The following is a 16930-nucleotide window of genomic DNA, read 5'->3' on the forward strand; positions in this document are numbered from 1 at the left end:
TTTTATTATTGTGATTTTCCGGGCTTGCAGGGATCATTGTTTTATTATTAAAATTTATGATATGTCCGAATGGCTCGCTGTAACTGCTGCTTATTTTTTTGCCATTACATTGATGCCTCATCGTCTTTACAAGCCGCCGGTTTTTGTATTGGGTTATACAGGTATGTTTTTAGTAAAAATAGTATTCCTGTGCCGGCCAGCAGAGCAATAAGCCCGGCCATTGGCGTGCTGATGTGACGTCCCGTTTTTATTACGTGAACGGAAGCCAGGATGATAAAGACAATCGACAAAATGCCGTGGAGTACGCGCCAGCTTTTGTACGACAGGTGCAACTTTTTTCGCAGCAGGGAGGTTATGCCCAGCATGATCATGAGCAACCAGGCTATTATGCCTGTGATAATTCCTTTACTGCCTGTGGTCAGAATAAGGGTTAATGCGTCGGAAGGAGCCACTCCGCCTTCAAAATAGCGTGGCACAACAAGCAGAAACGGATGGATCAACAGAATACCAATAAAGAGGTATCCCAATACCTTGTGCCATTTAACAATGCGGCCCATTTTCCAGCCTTTAAGAGCCGTTTGATTGGCACGCGACAGATAAAACTGCAACAACAGGCCAAAGAAAGCGAGCAGGGTAATTAATGAAATGGTTTCTTTTAGCGGGGTTCGATGCGGGGCGTCACCCAATTCATAAAAAAGAAAAGGAAACACTAAAAACAACACAAAGGCAATGACTGATTTATAAATTCTCTGATCCATATTTACTTCTTGTTTTATCCCCACGAAACAATGACGGGAATTGATTTTTCAGGGGTAATGGTGATGGCGTCTACCGGACAATACATGCGGCATAAGTGGCATATCTGGCAATCTTCCGGGTATCGTATTTCTGCTTTACCTTTACTGTTGAGCCGGATGACATCGGTGGGGCATGCTTTAACACACTCGCCGCAACCGATGCATCCTTTGATGTTACTAATTGGCATATTTTGTCGTTTTTTGCTATCTGGAAGGTCGTTGAGAGGATTGTTTTTTTAACCAGGTTTTGTATTGACTGGTTTGCGCTTTGGTGAGCAGAGCGCTAACCTTTTCTTCAAGTTTTTTGTCTAAGGCTTCCATCTCGCTTCTTTCAGGTCTGTCATTTCCCGACAGTTTTTCTTTAACTGTTTTAAAGTGGGCGGTATAGATGGCCGAAACTTGTTCTTTTTGCGTATCGGATAAAGAGAGATCTTCGGCCAACGAATTCACCATTTTTTCAATTTGTCTGGCGTTGGGAACTGGCGGTGGTCCTTGCTGAGGGCCTTGTTGTCCGCCGCCGCCGGGTTGTGCAAATCCTAAACTGCAGATCACTAGAAATGCAATTGTTAAAACTGATTTCATGGTTTTCATAGTTATAATTTTTAGGGTGTTTGAATTATTATTTTAGTTACGAACTAATCTGACATAGTTTTTAATGCGGATGGAATCCATGGCATTGACCGATTCTAACAGATAGTCTTCAATATTGCCGGCTTTAGGGTCGGAACGTTGCGCGCCGGCGCCGTGCCAATCATAATATTCCAGCGCACTGCTGTTGTCTTTGCTATATGCTTTTCCAAAGGCAATGTAGCAGGCGGTATATTTAAAATCGCCTTGCGTGGTGCCGGTCCAGAACCAGCTGTCTGCGTTTGAACAGCTAAAGAAATTCTCGTCGATGGCCGGAAATGTTGTTTTGTCATAATCAACAATGCTTTGCAGTTCTTTGGTATTGGGTAAACGCCAATCGGTATACCCGGCAAGGTCACTGTTTGCGGCGTAGGCGAGTGCGTCCTGCCAGTTGTACGTGATGCCGTTGTCCTCTTTTTGCCACATCAATCCGGTGGCATTATCAGTAACCGTTTCATCTCCGTTATCCTGAAAATCGTTGACGCCGTATACATTCTCTGTTCCTCTGACCGCCCTGACAAAGCAACCCGGATCCTGAACGCCAGTGGAGCCGTCGAAATAGAGTCCTGTTTCATAGGCTTTAATATGTCCATCGGCGAAATTAAAGCCAAAGGCTCCCTCGATATTGGCATCCTGAAGGCCCCCTTTTACATATTTTGTACCTGACCAGTATTGACCGGCAAAAGACATGTTTTTGTCGTATTCAAAATCAAAATATTCGTCATACAAATAGGGCTGAGAGCTTTCGGTATCGCCGTCGCTCAGGCTGCCGTTGGAGTTGAGAAGAGAATACAACTCTTTGATGGTGGGTAGTCTCCAATCGGTGTACCCGCCAATTTCAAGGTCTTCGACGTAATCGAAAGCATCGTAATAATTATGTCGTTCAAAATCGGGTGTTTTTTGCCACATCAGGCCCGTATTTAAATCGCTTACAGTGCCGTCGTTATTGTCGCGAAACGAGGAAGCTATCCCCGAAAACTGTGCATCCTGTCCGTAATAATCGTCTGTTTCGGATGGTTCAGAAATTTCGTCTCCGTTGTCATCGTAGACGCCGGTTTGTCCTGTGTCGGTGAGTGTGAAACTTACCGTTGTTGTTTCATTGGTTGACGATTCTGTTTGGTCATTGTCGTCTTCGCAGGAGAGAAAACCGCCGGTCAGCATTAACGAAATCAGAATGGTGAATTTATAGGTTCCCTTGTTTCTTTTTGTCATCAGAATCTGTTTTTGTAATTGGTCGGTTTTGCCTTTATTTTTCTGTTTATAGTATTAGTCGGCATCGCGAACCAGCCTCACAAAATTGTAATAGCGTTCGCCACCTTCGCCCAGGTTTCCGCCTTCGTATTTTGTGTCGAAGCGTACGGCGCCGGCGCCATGAAAATCTAACCCGTCGCCATCGACTGCCATTCCGAAGGCTACATACCAGGCATAATAGTAGGGCTCACCACTGGTGAAATTGGCAGAAGTGCTTGTCCAGAAATAACCATAATCGCTGTTTCCGGCTTCGTTGGTAATAGGTGTGCAGGTGAATATTGGGTCGATGGCGGGTCCCGTTTTTGAGGCATCAGTCGCACTGGGCGAATAGGAATAATCGACAATGCTTTGCAGCTCCTTAACATTTGGCAGTCGCCAGTCGGTGTATCCTGCCAGCTCTGCGTTTTTGGCATAGGTTAACGCCGCCTGCCAATCCATAGGTTCCTGACTGTCGTCCTGAGCCCACATCAGACCGGTGGCCTGGTCGGTAATGGTGCCGTCATTATTATTTGCGTAGTTATTAACGCCATAGGTGTCGCCCCTAACGGCACGTATCTGTTTCCCAAAAGGGTTTCCCATGGGTTGCTCACCCATACCACCCTGCGGAGGCGTGGTTGTTGCCGGCGGTGTATTGGCATCAATATTGGTGCTCATATCAATGTCACCTGCCGCATAGGCTTTGATGTGCCCGGTGACGTGGTTTACGCCAAAGGCGGCATTGTCCTGACCTTCGACCGTTACACCAACATATTTATTGATGGACCAGTATTGTTCGTCTTTGGTAACCTCACCACTGGCCAATTTAAAATAGGTGGTATCGATGTAAGGCCATCCGGTCCCGAAATCGCTGATTGAATATAATTCTTTGCAGCTGGGCATACGCCAATCATCATAGCCCCCTAATTCAAGATTTTCACAATAGTCGGCGGCTTCCTGCCAGGTGAAGTCATCGGGATCGGGGACCGATTGCCACATCAGGCCGGTATTTAAATCCGTGATTGTGCCATCGCCGTTGTCTCTGTAAGCCATGGCTGCCCCTTTAAGGGTGTTGGCATCCTGTCCGTACAGCGCGTCGTCAACACTGAGGCTGCTGACGACCGCGCCGTCGTTATCGTATAATGTGGTCTGACCGGTAGCGGTCAGTAAATAATTGTTAACCACAATTTCGTCCTCGGAGTCTGTTGCAGAAGCGTCGCTGTCTTCGCAGGAAGAGAGCGAAAAACCAATACCAAGGGTGGGGAGTAACAGACTAATTGCCAGTAAGTGATTCTTTAAGAGTTTCATTTTATATCGTTTTATGTGGGTTTATCTGTTACAAATATGCAGGCATATCCATCACTTATAAAATGAAATCGGCGGTCTGGAAAAGTTTCCCGACCAAATGGCTAATTGTATATGCAATGCAAATGGGATTGACAGCAATTCTCTTCTGTTTTTGCGTTAATGGCGATTGGTTTGACCATAATAAAGGCCCGGACTGGCGGTTTTTATGTTTTGGGGAAGAATACTCCTGCTTTCATTGGGTTGCTTTAAACTATTAACCGGTCAATGGCGGACTTTTCATCCGGCACAAATTGCGCCATTCAGATGGCGCTTTGCGGAGTTGATAAATACCGAACCGATGGAGGCGGGCATGACATGCAGCCAGTATCGACGCAGAAAGGAGCCCTCTTTGAGTGGCGGTCGTCTTTTGGGATATAACGGCGCATCCCCTTTCAACAAAACGGCGCATTGCCGTTTCAAAACGCTGAGATTGGGCATAAAAGTCCGGCGACAACCCCCTGGAAACCCGGGGTGCATGATCCTGCACGAGTGCCGCGAGGCTCTGCACAAGTGCCGGATGATTCTGCACAAGTGCCGCGAGGCTCTGCACGAGTGCCGGATGATTCTGCACGAGTGCCGCAAAGCTCTGCACGAGTGCCGGATGATTCTGCACGAGTGCCGCAAGGCTCTGCACAAGTGCCGGATGATTCTGCACAAGTGCCGCGAGGCTCTGCACAAGTGCCGGATGATTCTGCACGAGGGGCGCATGATTCTCCCCAAGGGGCGCAAGGCTCTCCCCAAGGGGCTAAGGCTTCTCCCCAGGCGGAGAAGGTCCATTTTTGAGGATTTGCTCTTAATATGCCATGGCTCTCATCTTAATATGATGGCTGTTTTTGTTCAATTTATTGGATAGATATCAGCGAATTAGTAAATTCAGGGTCTGTTTTGCCGGATATTAACGGTAAAAGACAATATAAATGTAATAACGCTTTGAGGGGAAATGATGATGGCGGGATGGGGGGCGATAGGGTGCATTAAAAGAAAAGAAGAATAGAAAAGATAAGTTGTTAGTTTTTTGGATTTTGATTGAAATGGCAGGTTTGAAGGAGACTGCCAAATCAATCGTGGCATAGTGTCGATTGAGACTATAAATCTTTAAACCGACAGTTATGGCTAAGACCAAAGACGGGAAGAAGAAGGTGTATGTTCACTCATACTCTTACAAGACTGCCGCAGGCAAAATTGTGAAAGTTGGAACATACTACCGTTCTACTCCTAACTAACGACAGGAGGTTGTCTGCTTCGGCAGACTTCCTCTTTTATAAATTAAAAATTAAAAATACAAGCCATATGAATGATTCATTATTTGTGACAAATCAGGAACTGTTAAATATATTATCTAATAATCAAATGTCTCCAAAAGACTGGCTAAGCCTAGTTGCATTGTTTCTAAGTGCCATAGTAGCTGTATTAATTAGTCAATATCTTCAAGACAGAAAGTCTAAAAAAGATAAAAAATATCAAAACAAATTGAATGTTTTTACTACAATACTAGGATACAGGCACGCAAAGGGGAGTGAACCTATTTTTGTAGTGGCGATGAATCAGATTCCAATAGTATTTTACGACAACAAATCTGTCATAATAAAGCTAAATAGATTTATTTCAGAACATCAAGACGTGAAGCCTAAAGGTAAAAATGATTCAACATCATTAACTGGATTTTTGAACGACTTAGTTATAGAGATGGCTAAGGATATTGGTTATCATGATGCTGACAACTCAATGATGAACTCCTTTTTCTTTCCCGAATCTGAAAGTCTACGACTTGATGCCGATTGGGCTTGGAAAAAGGAGCGTACTTCTTCATACTACCAGAAAAATTCACAGCATCGTAAGCCAGACAATGCGGAGAATCAGAATAACCAAGAGGAGGAAACCAACCAACCAGAATAAAAATGAATAACGACACCCTAACATTTTATAAAAACCATAGCAAGGGTGTATTTTGCTAATATCATAATGCTATAAATAACTTTCAGTTTAAATCGAAAGACTGTATAGCTTAATGCTACGGTTTTTATAATTTATCGTTATAGGGCATTTTAAAAAGACAAAGACAAATAACAGATATGGAATTTATTTTTATAGTTGGACTTATCGCTCTGATTTACTTCGGATATCAATTCTTTAAAACAAAGAAACAATACGACAATCCAAATGGAGAATTAAAAAAATTATACGCTGACAAATACACCGACAATGACCAAATTAAAATGAGTTATTTCGTTCTTGCAGGTAAATTTGGCTGTATGCCTGACAAGGTTAAAGAAAACTACATTTTGGAATTAGAAAAGAACAACTTCGATTTTGCGGAACTACTTGAGACTGAAAAAAATTGGAGAATAAAAAAACTTGAAGAAAGTGTTTCATTGGGAATAAAACCTCAAAACACACCAGCAGCCCTATTGGAAAAATGGACACTTGAATTTCGTAATAATAACTTTTAAAATTTAATCAAAATGAAAGAGATGCTGAAAAAACAAAGACAACTAATTGCAATTTACCTAGTATGGGTTTTTATTAACATCATTGTTTGGGCAATGTCAGGTGGTGACACATCAGATTTTTGGCCTTTTGATGGTGGAGACTTAACTGGTTACTGCGGAAATTACGATTTTAGTGAATTTCTTGTTTATGCAATTGGACCAGCGGTTATTTTTATTGCATATTTAATGTTTACCAAAAAGGACTAAAATATGAACCTACAAGAATTAGACGTTCACAGACTGACTATACTTTGGCAAGCATCAGGTGGAAATTTGCAACTAAAGAAACTTATTGAAAGTGAGTTGCAAAAACGAATTGTTTCCAACACAAATTTCTCACGAGAATATTTGTTCAAAGTATCAAAAGTTCAAAATCACGCAATTACAATTTCGTTCATTCCAACAACTGACTCATACAATGAGTATGGTGCAAACGTGACTGTCGACTTGTTGCTTGACGATGTTGAAATGGAAGAATTGCTTAAAAACTATTCTGCAAAGTCACCAATCAATACAAGTGGACAATTAAAAGCCAAAGCATTGGTCAAAGACAGACTTAATGAAAACCAACTTTCAAGGCTTGAAAATATTGGATTTCATACTAAGGAAATACTTGAAGTTTTGCATTTGTGATAAAGAAAAACGCCCTGTAATACTGTATATAAAACATTAGGCACTCAGTGCGTTACCGAGCATTTCAGCCCGCATTAAAAGTACTAGTAACTTGTCAGGAAAGTGTTTCTAAATCCCCAACGTTTCATAGTGTGCCGAGAAGCAGTGATCGGCATTATATATTCACTGCATGCTGTAATTAATAACAGACCAAGATTTACATAGTATACAATAATGGGAAAAATTGAGGATTATTATCAATTTGAAGAGGAGGAAAGGCAGAAAGAGTTAGGTAAAAATGAATCTCTTATAAATGATTTTATTCTTTATTCTAGAAAAATGAATATTGAATTAGTTAAAGATGATTTTGACTATATTCAAACAATTGGAATTATAGTGAGGCACCCGAATATTGTAGCTAAACTAAATAGTCACTTGATATCTGATAAAGAGGATTTATTGAAAATGAGTGTAATTGAAACCGAGTTCAAAAAAGAATCTTTTGCATCAGGTTATTATTTTTCAGACAATTTTGTGATTATGGCTCACCCTCACTTCAGACGAGGATATTATGAAAGGAACGGTTACTCTCCAAGGTTCGTTGATGTTTTTTGGAATTTTCATTCCGCTAAGATTAATAAATATATAGCCATAGACCCAGATGTTGTTAGGGTTAATGTTGACAACTTAATGTACATTGAACGTGATACATGGTATGGACCAAAATTTCAAAAATCAATTTCAGAAATAGAGGATAATGTTGTTAAGTTAAGGCCTCCGTTAGATTTAGACTCATTGGATATAGAATCCTTTTTTGGAGCAACATATGCCCTAGATATTTTATGGACTTCAAAACAAGGTATAAAAACATTTCAATTAGAGGAATTTAAAACTGAAGAACAAACGATTCGTATTGATGGAAATGATTTTTTCCCAGTAAGGTATGTGCACGCTGAATATGACATGAAAAGGAAAGTTTTTAGACACTTTGATGGAGCAATTCATTATTACAATAGTGAAGAATACTACAATCGTCGTGATTCTGATTTTAATTACAACTTTAAGAATAAAAAACATATAAAAACTCAATCACGGAAATTGTTTAAAATTAATGGAGTCTTAAGTGTTGAAGATTGGGTTGAACTTACTAGTCAATTTTTATCAGGAGACCCGTTAATATTTGAATATTTTGAAGGTAAGCTTCCTAACCGTATAAATGAAATAATTGAAAAAAGAAGAAATTAAAGCACACAATATATAGGAGTATGAGCGGTCGGCACGACCCAGCGATTACTCCAGGTTGAACTACATTCCGGTCGGACTACAACTAAATACTATGGACCTACTGTCGTTTTTTTATGTTTTTGAGAAGAATGCCTATGCTTTCATTGTGCTGCTTTTGTTCAACTTATTTGATAAATATCAGCAAAGTAGTACATTCAGTGTCTGTTTTTCCGGAAAGCGGCGGCAAAAAGACCATATAAATGCAATAACGCTTTGAGGGGTGTAAATGATAATGGCGTTATGAATACGTTGTGTGCAATTAGCCTATAGAGTGAGTGATGCGACAATTGACAAAACTTAAAAACATGAATAAGAATTTTACAACTGTTTTACTTGTATTAATGACCTTGATTGCTTGTAAGAATAATACCACCACAACATCGAAAGTTATGACCCAATCTGATGAAACTATATCAGATAATGAGAAGCATAGTGCCGTTGATACAATACATCTACTAAATATAAAAGATAAAACTCTATTTGAGATTTTTGCTATTCTCCCGGATTCTTCTATGGGAAAAGGACACAGTTGGTCTAAAAAAGACAGAGAGATAATTTATCAAGACGCATTAAAAAATTACATAACCAATGATGACAAGTATTTTCATGTCAAAGAATTAATAAGCGACAAACACCTAAAAGTAAGTCTTGGAGATGCATACTGGGAACTCTTGATTTATAAGACAAATAGAGATGGTTGTTTTACTGTTGTCACTCATTTAAAAGGCGGCGATGCAGATTCTTTTTTTACTTATACTTATTATAACGGTCAATTAAGTGTCAAGTCTGATTTCTTTCCTCTGGATTATCTCGTAAAATTCTTTAATCAACAGACAACAGATAACTGTACCGTAGTTCCAGACGGCGAATTTGAATTAATGCTTGATTATGAGTTCATAAACGATACAGTCCTGATTGAGAATTATTATTCGAAGCAGGATAGTATCTGTTTTTTAGGAAATACTCTTGTCTTTAAGTACAATCCTTTAACAGCGATATTAGATTTCCGAGAAATAAGATGGGTAGAACTGTAATAACTGCACACAATATATAGGCGTATGAGCGGTCGGCACGACCCAGCGATTACTCCGGGTTGAACCACATTCCGGTAGAACTACAACTAAATACTATGGACCTACTGTCGTTTTTTTATGTTTTTGAGAAGAATGCCCATGCTTTAATTGTGTTGCTTTTGTTCAACTTATTTGATAAATATCAGCAAAGTAGTAAATTCATTGTCTGTTTTTCCGGAAAGCGGCGGCAAAAAGACCATATAAATGCAAGAACTCTTTTAGGCCATAAATGATAATGGCGTTATGGGGTTGTTGGCGCCTATTTAAAGCGCGACATGTTGGCAAAACAAAAGATAACATAACTAAAAACCAAAATTCAGATGAATAATAAATCTAATAGGAAGATGATTTTTTTTCATCTTATCATTATTTCATTAGTTCTCTTAAGTTGCCAAGAGGACCAAACTGATGTCAATAACAGACCTCTACTTAAAGAAAGATTCAATGGGAAATACGAAATAATTAGTTCTACTTCAAAAATAGCTGTAGACCTAAATGATGATGGAGTTGAATCAACCAATCTTTTCGAAGAAAATCCAATGATTTTGCTTTCAAAAATTAGGATAAGAATACCTCGTGAAGATGAACTTTTTTTGTATGATAATGAATTTGTTTTAAGCGAATCTTGGCCGACAGAAAATGAACATAGATTAGCAGACAAAGAAAATATAATTGTATATGATCTTACAGGTTATGACATCTACGGTAATATATTAATTGGTGAATTTAATGATAGTCTATCTTCGGCTACATTTCGGCTAGATCTTAATGACGATGGTAAAAATACATTAGTTGAGATTAAATCATTTGACGTGTTAGAAGATGAGACAGTAAAGTTAATAGTGATTAGAAAACTGTACACTAGAAATGGTTGGACTACTACTGAAATCGAATCATTTTATAAAAGATACACTGTTATATCGTAAGAAAAACAGGCGCTAATATATAGGCGTATGAGCGGTCGGCACGACCCAGCGATTACTCCAGGTTGAACGACACCCCGGTAGAACTACAACTAACTACTCTGGACCTACTGTCGTTTTTTTATGTTTTTGAGAAGATTGCCCATGCTTTCATTGTGCTGCTTTTGTTCAACTTATTTGATAAATATCAGCAAAGTAGTAAATTAGGTGTTTGTTTTTCCGGAAAGCGGCGGCAAAAAGACCATATAAATGCAATAACTCTTTTAGGCCATAAATGATAGTGGCGTTATGAATACGTTATGGGCAAGGCAACAATCTCCGATGAGACGAAAGAACTGTTTAGAGAGAAATTATTGTTTGCCGACCCCCCAAAAAAAACAATATAGAAAACCCAGTACTTAGAAGCACTGTTGATATAAACAATAAAATATTAAATGCGGAAACCGAAAAGCATAAAAACAGAGTAGGTGTATCAAAATGAAAATTCAAAAATAAAAAAAACAGTATTGCTATTATTGTCATTATAATTTGAAAAGCTTGCATTTGGGCAAACTAATAAGGAATCAATAGGCAACAATATTATTGAGAATCTTGAACAGAAACTATGTGTAATTATAAAATAGACATATATAAAATGAAAGTAAAAATACTTATTACGCTATTGTTTTTCACATTAATTGCTTGTGAAAAATATGACGAAGAGGCAGTTATGACTGAAGGCGAAAAAATATCAAAAGAACTGCAATCTATTTCTTCTGAACGGAATATAACAACCGCCAACGTACACGTACTTACGTATCCTGGTTCTTATACTGTCCATTTCAATAAACCCTTTTTATTTTCAGGGCAATTTATTGTTGTTGAGGGAGACTATTATAATTTGAACAAATTACAAAGCTTTGAAATTGAAGCACAAACTTTTAATCTTTATTTTAAATAAAAAAATTACAGATGAAAAAATATTAGTATTTTTAATATTATCTATATCACTTATTAGTGTTACAAATGCACAAAATGTACCCGCATGTGATACTGATTGGGATTGGTTAGAAAATAGTAGAGAAAACTGGTTGTATTATCCAACATGGGGTATGCCAGGACAATCTTATGAAATTGGAACTTCCATTTCAAAATATGTTGACGGATACATTAATAAAAATTACAGCAATCCTGATTTAAAACAAATAGTTGATGGGGAAGACTATACAAAAGAAGAAGGGTGGGAATTGTTAGCAAAAAATTTCGGTTGTGGTGTGCCAATTGACCATCCATATTTTTTACTTTATAACAGATACCGAGGAACTATTAGATTATTTATGTATGGTGCAGATGCTGATTTGTCCGCACAGCAAGCAGTAGTGTCCTTGGAGTGGAATACTGGCTCAAATAAAACATCTTTATTATCACCGTTAAATACATATTGCTATGCTACCAATAAATATCCGAATAATGTGCCTGCTGAAAAAGGTCTGAATTCAGTTTCCACATACTGGGAAACGTATTGGTTTGTAACCGATTTTGCAGTAACTTTTGACCATACTACTGATGCAAATGCAAGTAATTATGCTTTATTCTTCAAAGTTTCATTAGTTGAAGTATCAACGGTTGATGTGAGAGGAGAATTCGAATATGTTACAACAAGTTATTCTCTGCAAGGTGATAAAGCATCAAAAACAAGTAAAAATACCCCTGACGGGTTAAAAGAATTTGCTACCGAAGGTAAAAAATTTACCGAAAAAATTCCTAGTCGAAAAGAGATGCAAAAAACAGTTGATCAAGCAGCTAGTAGCCTTAATACATATAGTGATAAGGTATGTCCTAACAATAGTGATAAAAGAGCAAGAGAAAATCTTGCAGCATATTTATCTGATGTATCCGATGATTTTGAAAAAGGTGGTGAATTATCCAATATCCTTCTCGGTATAAGTGATATTGGAGGTATTGCAGGTGGTGCTTTCAAGACCATTGTGGGACTATACGATATGTTTTCAGGTAAAGCAAAATCAACATCAACCGGCACAATATTTCAACCAACCATTTCGCACGGAACCGTTTCACTAACACGCGGTAAAAAACATTGCGCGGAAAGTGCTAAATTTGAACGACATAACATTTAATAAACGGCATAGCGGGTTGATACTGAAATGCATTTAAGTGCGCAACGATTTCTTACCGCCATCCGTTGTGCACAAGCAAAAGAAACGACATTTCGACATTTTTATGACTCAAAGACATGACTATTGGTCATTATGATATTTAATCGTATCTTTGAAATAAAAAGATGTTTGATAGAACAATTGAAAACACAATAAAGGAAAAAATCAACGGTGGGAAAGCTATCGTTGTTGTTGGTGCACGACAAGTAGGAAAAACAACTTTACTAAACGAGATTCTAAAAGACAAAGATTATTTATTCCTTGACGCTGATGACCCTGCAACAAGAAATCTATTACAAAGCCCAACGACAGAACAAATTCGCACATTTATTGGCGATTACAAATACATATTTCTTGACGAAGCTCAAAGAATAGCAGGAATCGGTTTGACTTTAAAAATCATTACTGACCAATTCAAAAAAGTTCAGTTATTTGTAAGTGGTTCTTCATCATTTGATTTAGGAAATGAATTGAATGAGCCATTGACGGGCAGAAAATGGGAATATGAATTGTTTCCAATATCTTGGGAAGAATACGAAAATAAAATCGGATTCATAAAATCAGAACAGCAAATAGAAAACAGATTACTCTATGGGCTTTATCCCGAGGTTATTAATAATCAAGGTAAAGAGCGGGAGACTTTGAAAAATCTTGTAAATAGCTATTTGTATCGTGATATTTTAGCATTTTCAGATATCAGAAAACCTGAAGTCCTTGATAAACTATTACAAGCTTTGGCTTTACAAATGGGAAGCGAGGTGAATTATAATGAAATATCTCAACTGATTGGAATTAATAAAATTACAGTTCAAAAATACATTGACATCCTAGAAAAAGGATATATTGTTTTTAGACTTAATAGCTTTAGCCGAAATATTAGAAATGAAATTAAGCAGAATCGGAAAATCTATTTTTATGACAATGGTATCCGAAATATGATTATTGGGAACTTTAACCAATTAGATTTGAGAGTTGATAAAGGCGCTTTATGGGAAAATTTTCTCGTGTCAGAAAGGAGAAAACAAAATTTGTACAAAGATACTTTTGCAAAAATGTATTTCTGGAGAACAAAACAACAACAGGAAATTGATTTTGTAGAAGAGAGTAATGGACAAATTACTGGATTTGAATTTAAGTGGAATAATAAAAAGACTAGATTTCCTCAGAATTTTATAGATACATATAAAGCTGAGGGACACGTGATTGACAGGAATAATTTTAGAGAATTTGTAAAAATATAGCAATGCCAGTGCACAATATATAGGAGTATGAGCGGTCGGCACGACCCAGCGATTACTCCAGGTTGAACTACATCCCGGTAGAACTACAGCAAAATACTATGGACCTACTGTCGTTTTTTTATGTTTTTGAGAAGAATGCCCATGCTTTAATTGTGTTGCTTTTGTTCAACTTATTTGATAAATATCAGCAAAGTAGTAAATTCATTGTCTGTTTTTCCGGAAAGCGGCGGCAAAAAAGACAATTATAAATGCAATAACTCTTTGAGGCCATAAATGATAATGACGTTATGGGGGTGTTGTGGCGCATTAAAAAAGATAACTGCATGAAACAAAGAATCTTCATATTGACATTTTTATTAGTTGGATTAACAAATGGACTAATTGCACAGTCAGATACATTAAAAAATAATGTTTTTGGAGGGTTCATTATCTTTCCGATTGAATTTCCTATTATTGACAATCAACAAATAAATAATGAATTGACTGGATTAGGATATCCAAAATGTGAATATTCTGCTGCAAATATTGGGATTGGACTTCAATTATATGCTAATAGGTGGATTACGACCTTTTCATTCAACAAGACAACGAAGAAAGATGACAATGACACATATTTGACCGAGGTTGAATATCGTTCGACTTCATTAAACGTTGGATATGACCTGACTAAAAACCATAGATATTCTATTTATCCTTATGTAGGTTTTAAAGGTTGTGGACTAAATTATATGTACCGTGAAAAAATCTCAAATGAGACAAGTTTTAACAACTATTTTAACACGACTTTGGAGTATAAAGAAATCACGAACTCAAGAGCAAATTTAGATTTGGGATTTGGATTTTCTTATCAGTGGTTCTTTTTGGTTAATTTTAGGACTGGTTATCTATTACCGCTTGAAGAAGCAAGGTGGAATATAAATAATAATCAAGACAAATTGAGCGGTTCACCGACATTGAGTTATAACTACTATTTTACATTGACAATTGGACTTGGGAATATTGCGAGTGATAATGAATTGAGAAGACATTATAACAGAAATGAATAATAACGACGCCACAACATTTTGTATAAGTAATGGCAGGTAAAGTGCTAAATTTCAACGTTTGTAGCCCGCTTAAACTGCGTAACGGTTTGACAGGAAAGAAGCCCGCAATCTGCCACTACTCATACAATTTACCGTTGTGTGGCATTACTCGCATCGCTTAAAAATCAAGTTTTCATTTGTAAGCTGACGTGTTAAAATTATAATCTTACATTAGTGTGAATGACATGAAGTTGAAAGTTTAATTACGAACTAAATAGAAAATATAGGAATGGGTTCTAATAGCAATTTCTTCTATTTTGGGTGGAAAATAACATAAAGGAAAATGAATAAAAAGGCTATTAAGTGTATTGTGTTAGGACTTGTTCAAATTGTTTTTTACATAGGACTAACATACGTATCAAGAATACTATTTCCTGAATTAAATAGATGTACATTATATCTGTATAGCTATGGAATAATATTTGGAATTTTTTATCTAATTCTGAATTTTATAAGTGAATATTCTAATATTAAGAACACTATTATTCTAAGCAATATATTAGGAATATTTTTATTGCTTGTTATTTATTTTGACCGTGGTCTGAATTTAAATGTGCAAATCGGACTTGTAATAATAGGTAGTATCCCGATTATTTTGACTTATTTGTATAGAACTTTTGCAGCAGTTAATGAAAAATAACGCCACACAACAATGCATTATAAAACATAGGTGGCTCAGTGGTTTTCGAAACATTTGAGCGTTTAATCTGGCCGCCAAAGCTATTGCTTTGGTTAGTAAAAAGATAAAATTTATAACCAAACCAAAAGCTTTAGCTAAGTGCAATATTGATAGTTAGGTGAGTTTAAATCACCCACGTTTCATATGCGCTACGTTAGGCGTAATTAAAATTGAGGCTACCAAATGATTAAAAAACTTTTGACTTTAATATTGATAATCAACGGAATTTATGGTTTCTCTCAAAGCGATTTTGAGATTCTTAAAGAAACTGATTTCGATAAATATTATATTAGCAGTTACTTCAAGTCATTCTACACAAATGATACAATTGAGCTAATTTCAAGAATACAAGAAAAGAATAGTAATTCCGTAAAACTTTCTGTTGCTAAATTCACCGACTCAATTTTTATTTCTGAAAGAGTTATAAATAACAAAGACTTTATCGCATTTAAAGACATTTTTAAATCTCAAGATAATTATATCATTACAGGAACTATTTATCCTGACAATTCTGAAACAGAACAAGATTATATTGGAGCATATAATATTCAAGGATTTGAAATTTGGAACTTACTCCTTGACAAAAAATATGAGGGAATTTATAATGCAAAAATAATTGATAAAAAAATCCAAATAATTTCAAGTGGTCTTGATGGTTTAAATAGCTATATCATCTCAAATGAGGGTAAATTAGTTAATCGCAGCAAATTACCTCAAAATGGATTCCCATTAATTTCTAATTTCATTGATAATGACGTTTTAATAATTTCAGTAAAACTTAACTCAAATGGAGAAACAGAAAAATGGATTATAGATTGGTTTGACAAAGATTTCAATTTAAAACTTCAATCAGCACCTGAATTTGAAAAACGCTTTTTCCCAATAAAAATTCTAAGTTATAATGACAAGATTCTAATTGTTGGTAATTTAGATAATAACAATGGTTTTATCCCAATCGTTTACATCTTCGACAAAGAATTACATTTGCTACAACAAAGTGAATTACACTATCAGCCAGACAATTATAAATTTAAAAATGACTTTAGAATTAATGACATTAAACTTATTAACGAGAAAATATTTTGTGCTGGGACAACTAAAATTCGAGAAATTGAGACAAATATTATTTTTGAGCTGAAGGATTATAAAATTTTCAAATATAGTTTGTTAGATAAATCTGCTGGTATTTGGAATAGTTGTGGATTACTTGATTTAAACAATGACAAACTGATATTTATCGGAGACACAGAAAAATCAGATTATGAATCTATTATAAAAATGATAAAGATTGAAAAAAAGTAATAACTACGCCTAATATATAGGAGTATGAGCGGTCGGCACGACCCAGCGATTACTCCAGGTTGAACTACACCCCGGTAGAGCTACAACA

20 protein-coding genes are annotated in these 16930 nt (G+C 36.6%); 15 read left to right on the top strand and 5 right to left on the bottom strand.

Annotated elements, in window-relative coordinates; genetic code table 11:
- Window positions 1-104: 104 nt before the first annotated feature.
- Genes ACT3CD_RS10335 through ACT3CD_RS10355 form a run of 5 tightly spaced genes read right to left on the bottom strand, consistent with a single transcriptional unit; the run spans window position 105 to window position 3959 of the window.
- A complete protein-coding gene (locus ACT3CD_RS10335; protein ID WP_444645443.1) occupies window positions 105-758 on the bottom strand; it encodes a ferric reductase-like transmembrane domain-containing protein in 654 nt (217 codons plus the stop codon).
- A gap of 14 nt (window positions 759-772) precedes the next feature.
- Window positions 773-985 (bottom strand): 4Fe-4S dicluster domain-containing protein, encoded by a 213-nt coding sequence (locus tag ACT3CD_RS10340; RefSeq protein ID WP_444645445.1) that lies wholly within the window; start codon window positions 983-985, stop codon window positions 773-775.
- Between the two features lie 16 nt (window positions 986-1001).
- Entirely contained in the window at window positions 1002-1388 is a 387-nt protein-coding gene (locus ACT3CD_RS10345) for a hypothetical protein (protein ID WP_444645446.1), read from the bottom strand.
- A 33-nt stretch (window positions 1389-1421) separates the two neighbouring features.
- Window positions 1422-2636, bottom strand: a complete 1215-nt coding sequence (locus tag ACT3CD_RS10350; RefSeq protein ID WP_444645448.1) for an Lcl C-terminal domain-containing protein — start codon at window positions 2634-2636, stop codon at window positions 1422-1424.
- 54 nt (window positions 2637-2690) lie between these two features.
- Complete coding sequence (locus tag ACT3CD_RS10355) at window positions 2691-3959, bottom strand: Lcl C-terminal domain-containing protein (protein WP_444645449.1); 1269 nt, start codon at window positions 3957-3959, stop codon at window positions 2691-2693.
- A 264-nt stretch (window positions 3960-4223) separates the two neighbouring features.
- Between ACT3CD_RS10355 and ACT3CD_RS10360 the strand changes: the two genes are divergently transcribed.
- From ACT3CD_RS10360 to ACT3CD_RS10430, 15 genes are all read left to right on the top strand, one after another.
- Window positions 4224-4376 carry a hypothetical protein gene (locus tag ACT3CD_RS10360; protein WP_444645451.1) on the top strand — a complete coding sequence of 51 codons (153 nt, stop codon included), beginning with the start codon at window positions 4224-4226 and terminating at the stop codon, window positions 4374-4376.
- Window positions 4377-4406: 30 nt separating this feature from the next.
- The gene (locus tag ACT3CD_RS10365) at window positions 4407-4781 is read left to right on the top strand and encodes a hypothetical protein (RefSeq protein WP_444645453.1); all 375 of its coding nucleotides are present in this window, start codon (window positions 4407-4409) and stop codon (window positions 4779-4781) included.
- 507 nt (window positions 4782-5288) lie between these two features.
- The gene (locus ACT3CD_RS10370) at window positions 5289-5894 is read left to right on the top strand and encodes a DUF6680 family protein (protein WP_444645455.1); all 606 of its coding nucleotides are present in this window, start codon (window positions 5289-5291) and stop codon (window positions 5892-5894) included.
- Between the two features lie 176 nt (window positions 5895-6070).
- Complete coding sequence (locus ACT3CD_RS10375) at window positions 6071-6448, top strand: hypothetical protein (protein WP_444645457.1); 378 nt, start codon at window positions 6071-6073, stop codon at window positions 6446-6448.
- Between the two features lie 12 nt (window positions 6449-6460).
- A complete protein-coding gene (locus ACT3CD_RS10380; RefSeq protein WP_444645459.1) occupies window positions 6461-6694 on the top strand; it encodes a hypothetical protein in 234 nt (77 codons plus the stop codon).
- Window positions 6695-6697: 3 nt separating this feature from the next.
- Window positions 6698-7120 carry a hypothetical protein gene (locus ACT3CD_RS10385; protein WP_444645461.1) on the top strand — a complete coding sequence of 141 codons (423 nt, stop codon included), beginning with the start codon at window positions 6698-6700 and terminating at the stop codon, window positions 7118-7120.
- Window positions 7121-7333: 213 nt separating this feature from the next.
- Window positions 7334-8344 (top strand): hypothetical protein, encoded by a 1011-nt coding sequence (locus tag ACT3CD_RS10390; protein ID WP_444645463.1) that lies wholly within the window; start codon window positions 7334-7336, stop codon window positions 8342-8344.
- 344 nt (window positions 8345-8688) lie between these two features.
- Entirely contained in the window at window positions 8689-9417 is a 729-nt protein-coding gene (locus ACT3CD_RS10395) for a hypothetical protein (protein ID WP_444645465.1), read from the top strand.
- 359 nt (window positions 9418-9776) lie between these two features.
- Window positions 9777-10382, top strand: coding sequence for a hypothetical protein (locus ACT3CD_RS10400; RefSeq protein WP_444645467.1), 606 nt, complete (start codon window positions 9777-9779; stop codon window positions 10380-10382).
- Between the two features lie 631 nt (window positions 10383-11013).
- Complete coding sequence (locus ACT3CD_RS10405; protein ID WP_444645469.1) at window positions 11014-11319, top strand: hypothetical protein; 306 nt, start codon at window positions 11014-11016, stop codon at window positions 11317-11319.
- Window positions 11279-12496: a hypothetical protein gene (locus tag ACT3CD_RS10410; RefSeq protein WP_444645471.1), complete on the top strand. Its 1218-nt coding sequence runs from the start codon at window positions 11279-11281 to the stop codon at window positions 12494-12496. The genes ACT3CD_RS10405 and ACT3CD_RS10410 overlap by 41 nt, the downstream gene beginning before the upstream one ends.
- A 164-nt stretch (window positions 12497-12660) precedes the next feature.
- A complete protein-coding gene (locus ACT3CD_RS10415) occupies window positions 12661-13776 on the top strand; it encodes an ATP-binding protein (RefSeq protein WP_444645473.1) in 1116 nt (371 codons plus the stop codon).
- A gap of 323 nt (window positions 13777-14099) precedes the next feature.
- On the top strand, window positions 14100-14822 hold the full coding sequence (locus ACT3CD_RS10420) for a hypothetical protein (protein ID WP_444645475.1): 723 nt from the start codon (window positions 14100-14102) through the stop codon (window positions 14820-14822).
- 322 nt (window positions 14823-15144) lie between these two features.
- Window positions 15145-15501, top strand: a complete 357-nt coding sequence (locus ACT3CD_RS10425) for a hypothetical protein (RefSeq protein ID WP_444645476.1) — start codon at window positions 15145-15147, stop codon at window positions 15499-15501.
- A 222-nt stretch (window positions 15502-15723) separates the two neighbouring features.
- On the top strand, window positions 15724-16842 hold the full coding sequence (locus tag ACT3CD_RS10430) for a hypothetical protein (protein WP_444645478.1): 1119 nt from the start codon (window positions 15724-15726) through the stop codon (window positions 16840-16842).
- Window positions 16843-16930: the final 88 nt, after the last annotated feature.

Origin of the sequence: Geofilum sp. OHC36d9 (assembly GCF_052400685.1) — a bacterium.
In the GTDB taxonomy this organism is placed as follows: Bacteria; Bacteroidota; Bacteroidia; order Bacteroidales; family Marinilabiliaceae; genus CAZHHH01.

What these genes read in the sequence shown, in the direction of transcription:
- ACT3CD_RS10335 (WP_444645443.1), bottom strand. Translation starts at nt 758, where the DNA reads ATGGATCAGAGAATTTATAAATCAGTCATTGCCTTTGTGTTGTTTTTA.
- ACT3CD_RS10340 (WP_444645445.1), bottom strand. Translation starts at nt 985, where the DNA reads ATGCCAATTAGTAACATCAAAGGATGCATCGGTTGCGGCGAGTGTGTT.
- ACT3CD_RS10345 (WP_444645446.1), bottom strand. Translation starts at nt 1,388, where the DNA reads ATGAAAACCATGAAATCAGTTTTAACAATTGCATTTCTAGTGATCTGC.
- ACT3CD_RS10350 (WP_444645448.1), bottom strand. Translation starts at nt 2,636, where the DNA reads ATGACAAAAAGAAACAAGGGAACCTATAAATTCACCATTCTGATTTCG.
- ACT3CD_RS10355 (WP_444645449.1), bottom strand. Translation starts at nt 3,959, where the DNA reads ATGAAACTCTTAAAGAATCACTTACTGGCAATTAGTCTGTTACTCCCC.
- ACT3CD_RS10360 (WP_444645451.1), top strand. Translation starts at nt 4,224, where the DNA reads ATGGCGGACTTTTCATCCGGCACAAATTGCGCCATTCAGATGGCGCTT.
- ACT3CD_RS10370 (WP_444645455.1), top strand. Translation starts at nt 5,289, where the DNA reads ATGAATGATTCATTATTTGTGACAAATCAGGAACTGTTAAATATATTA.
- ACT3CD_RS10375 (WP_444645457.1), top strand. Translation starts at nt 6,071, where the DNA reads ATGGAATTTATTTTTATAGTTGGACTTATCGCTCTGATTTACTTCGGA.
- ACT3CD_RS10380 (WP_444645459.1), top strand. Translation starts at nt 6,461, where the DNA reads ATGAAAGAGATGCTGAAAAAACAAAGACAACTAATTGCAATTTACCTA.
- ACT3CD_RS10385 (WP_444645461.1), top strand. Translation starts at nt 6,698, where the DNA reads ATGAACCTACAAGAATTAGACGTTCACAGACTGACTATACTTTGGCAA.
- ACT3CD_RS10390 (WP_444645463.1), top strand. Translation starts at nt 7,334, where the DNA reads ATGGGAAAAATTGAGGATTATTATCAATTTGAAGAGGAGGAAAGGCAG.
- ACT3CD_RS10395 (WP_444645465.1), top strand. Translation starts at nt 8,689, where the DNA reads ATGAATAAGAATTTTACAACTGTTTTACTTGTATTAATGACCTTGATT.
- ACT3CD_RS10400 (WP_444645467.1), top strand. Translation starts at nt 9,777, where the DNA reads ATGAATAATAAATCTAATAGGAAGATGATTTTTTTTCATCTTATCATT.
- ACT3CD_RS10405 (WP_444645469.1), top strand. Translation starts at nt 11,014, where the DNA reads ATGAAAGTAAAAATACTTATTACGCTATTGTTTTTCACATTAATTGCT.
- ACT3CD_RS10415 (WP_444645473.1), top strand. Translation starts at nt 12,661, where the DNA reads ATGTTTGATAGAACAATTGAAAACACAATAAAGGAAAAAATCAACGGT.
- ACT3CD_RS10420 (WP_444645475.1), top strand. Translation starts at nt 14,100, where the DNA reads ATGAAACAAAGAATCTTCATATTGACATTTTTATTAGTTGGATTAACA.
- ACT3CD_RS10425 (WP_444645476.1), top strand. Translation starts at nt 15,145, where the DNA reads ATGAATAAAAAGGCTATTAAGTGTATTGTGTTAGGACTTGTTCAAATT.
- ACT3CD_RS10430 (WP_444645478.1), top strand. Translation starts at nt 15,724, where the DNA reads ATGATTAAAAAACTTTTGACTTTAATATTGATAATCAACGGAATTTAT.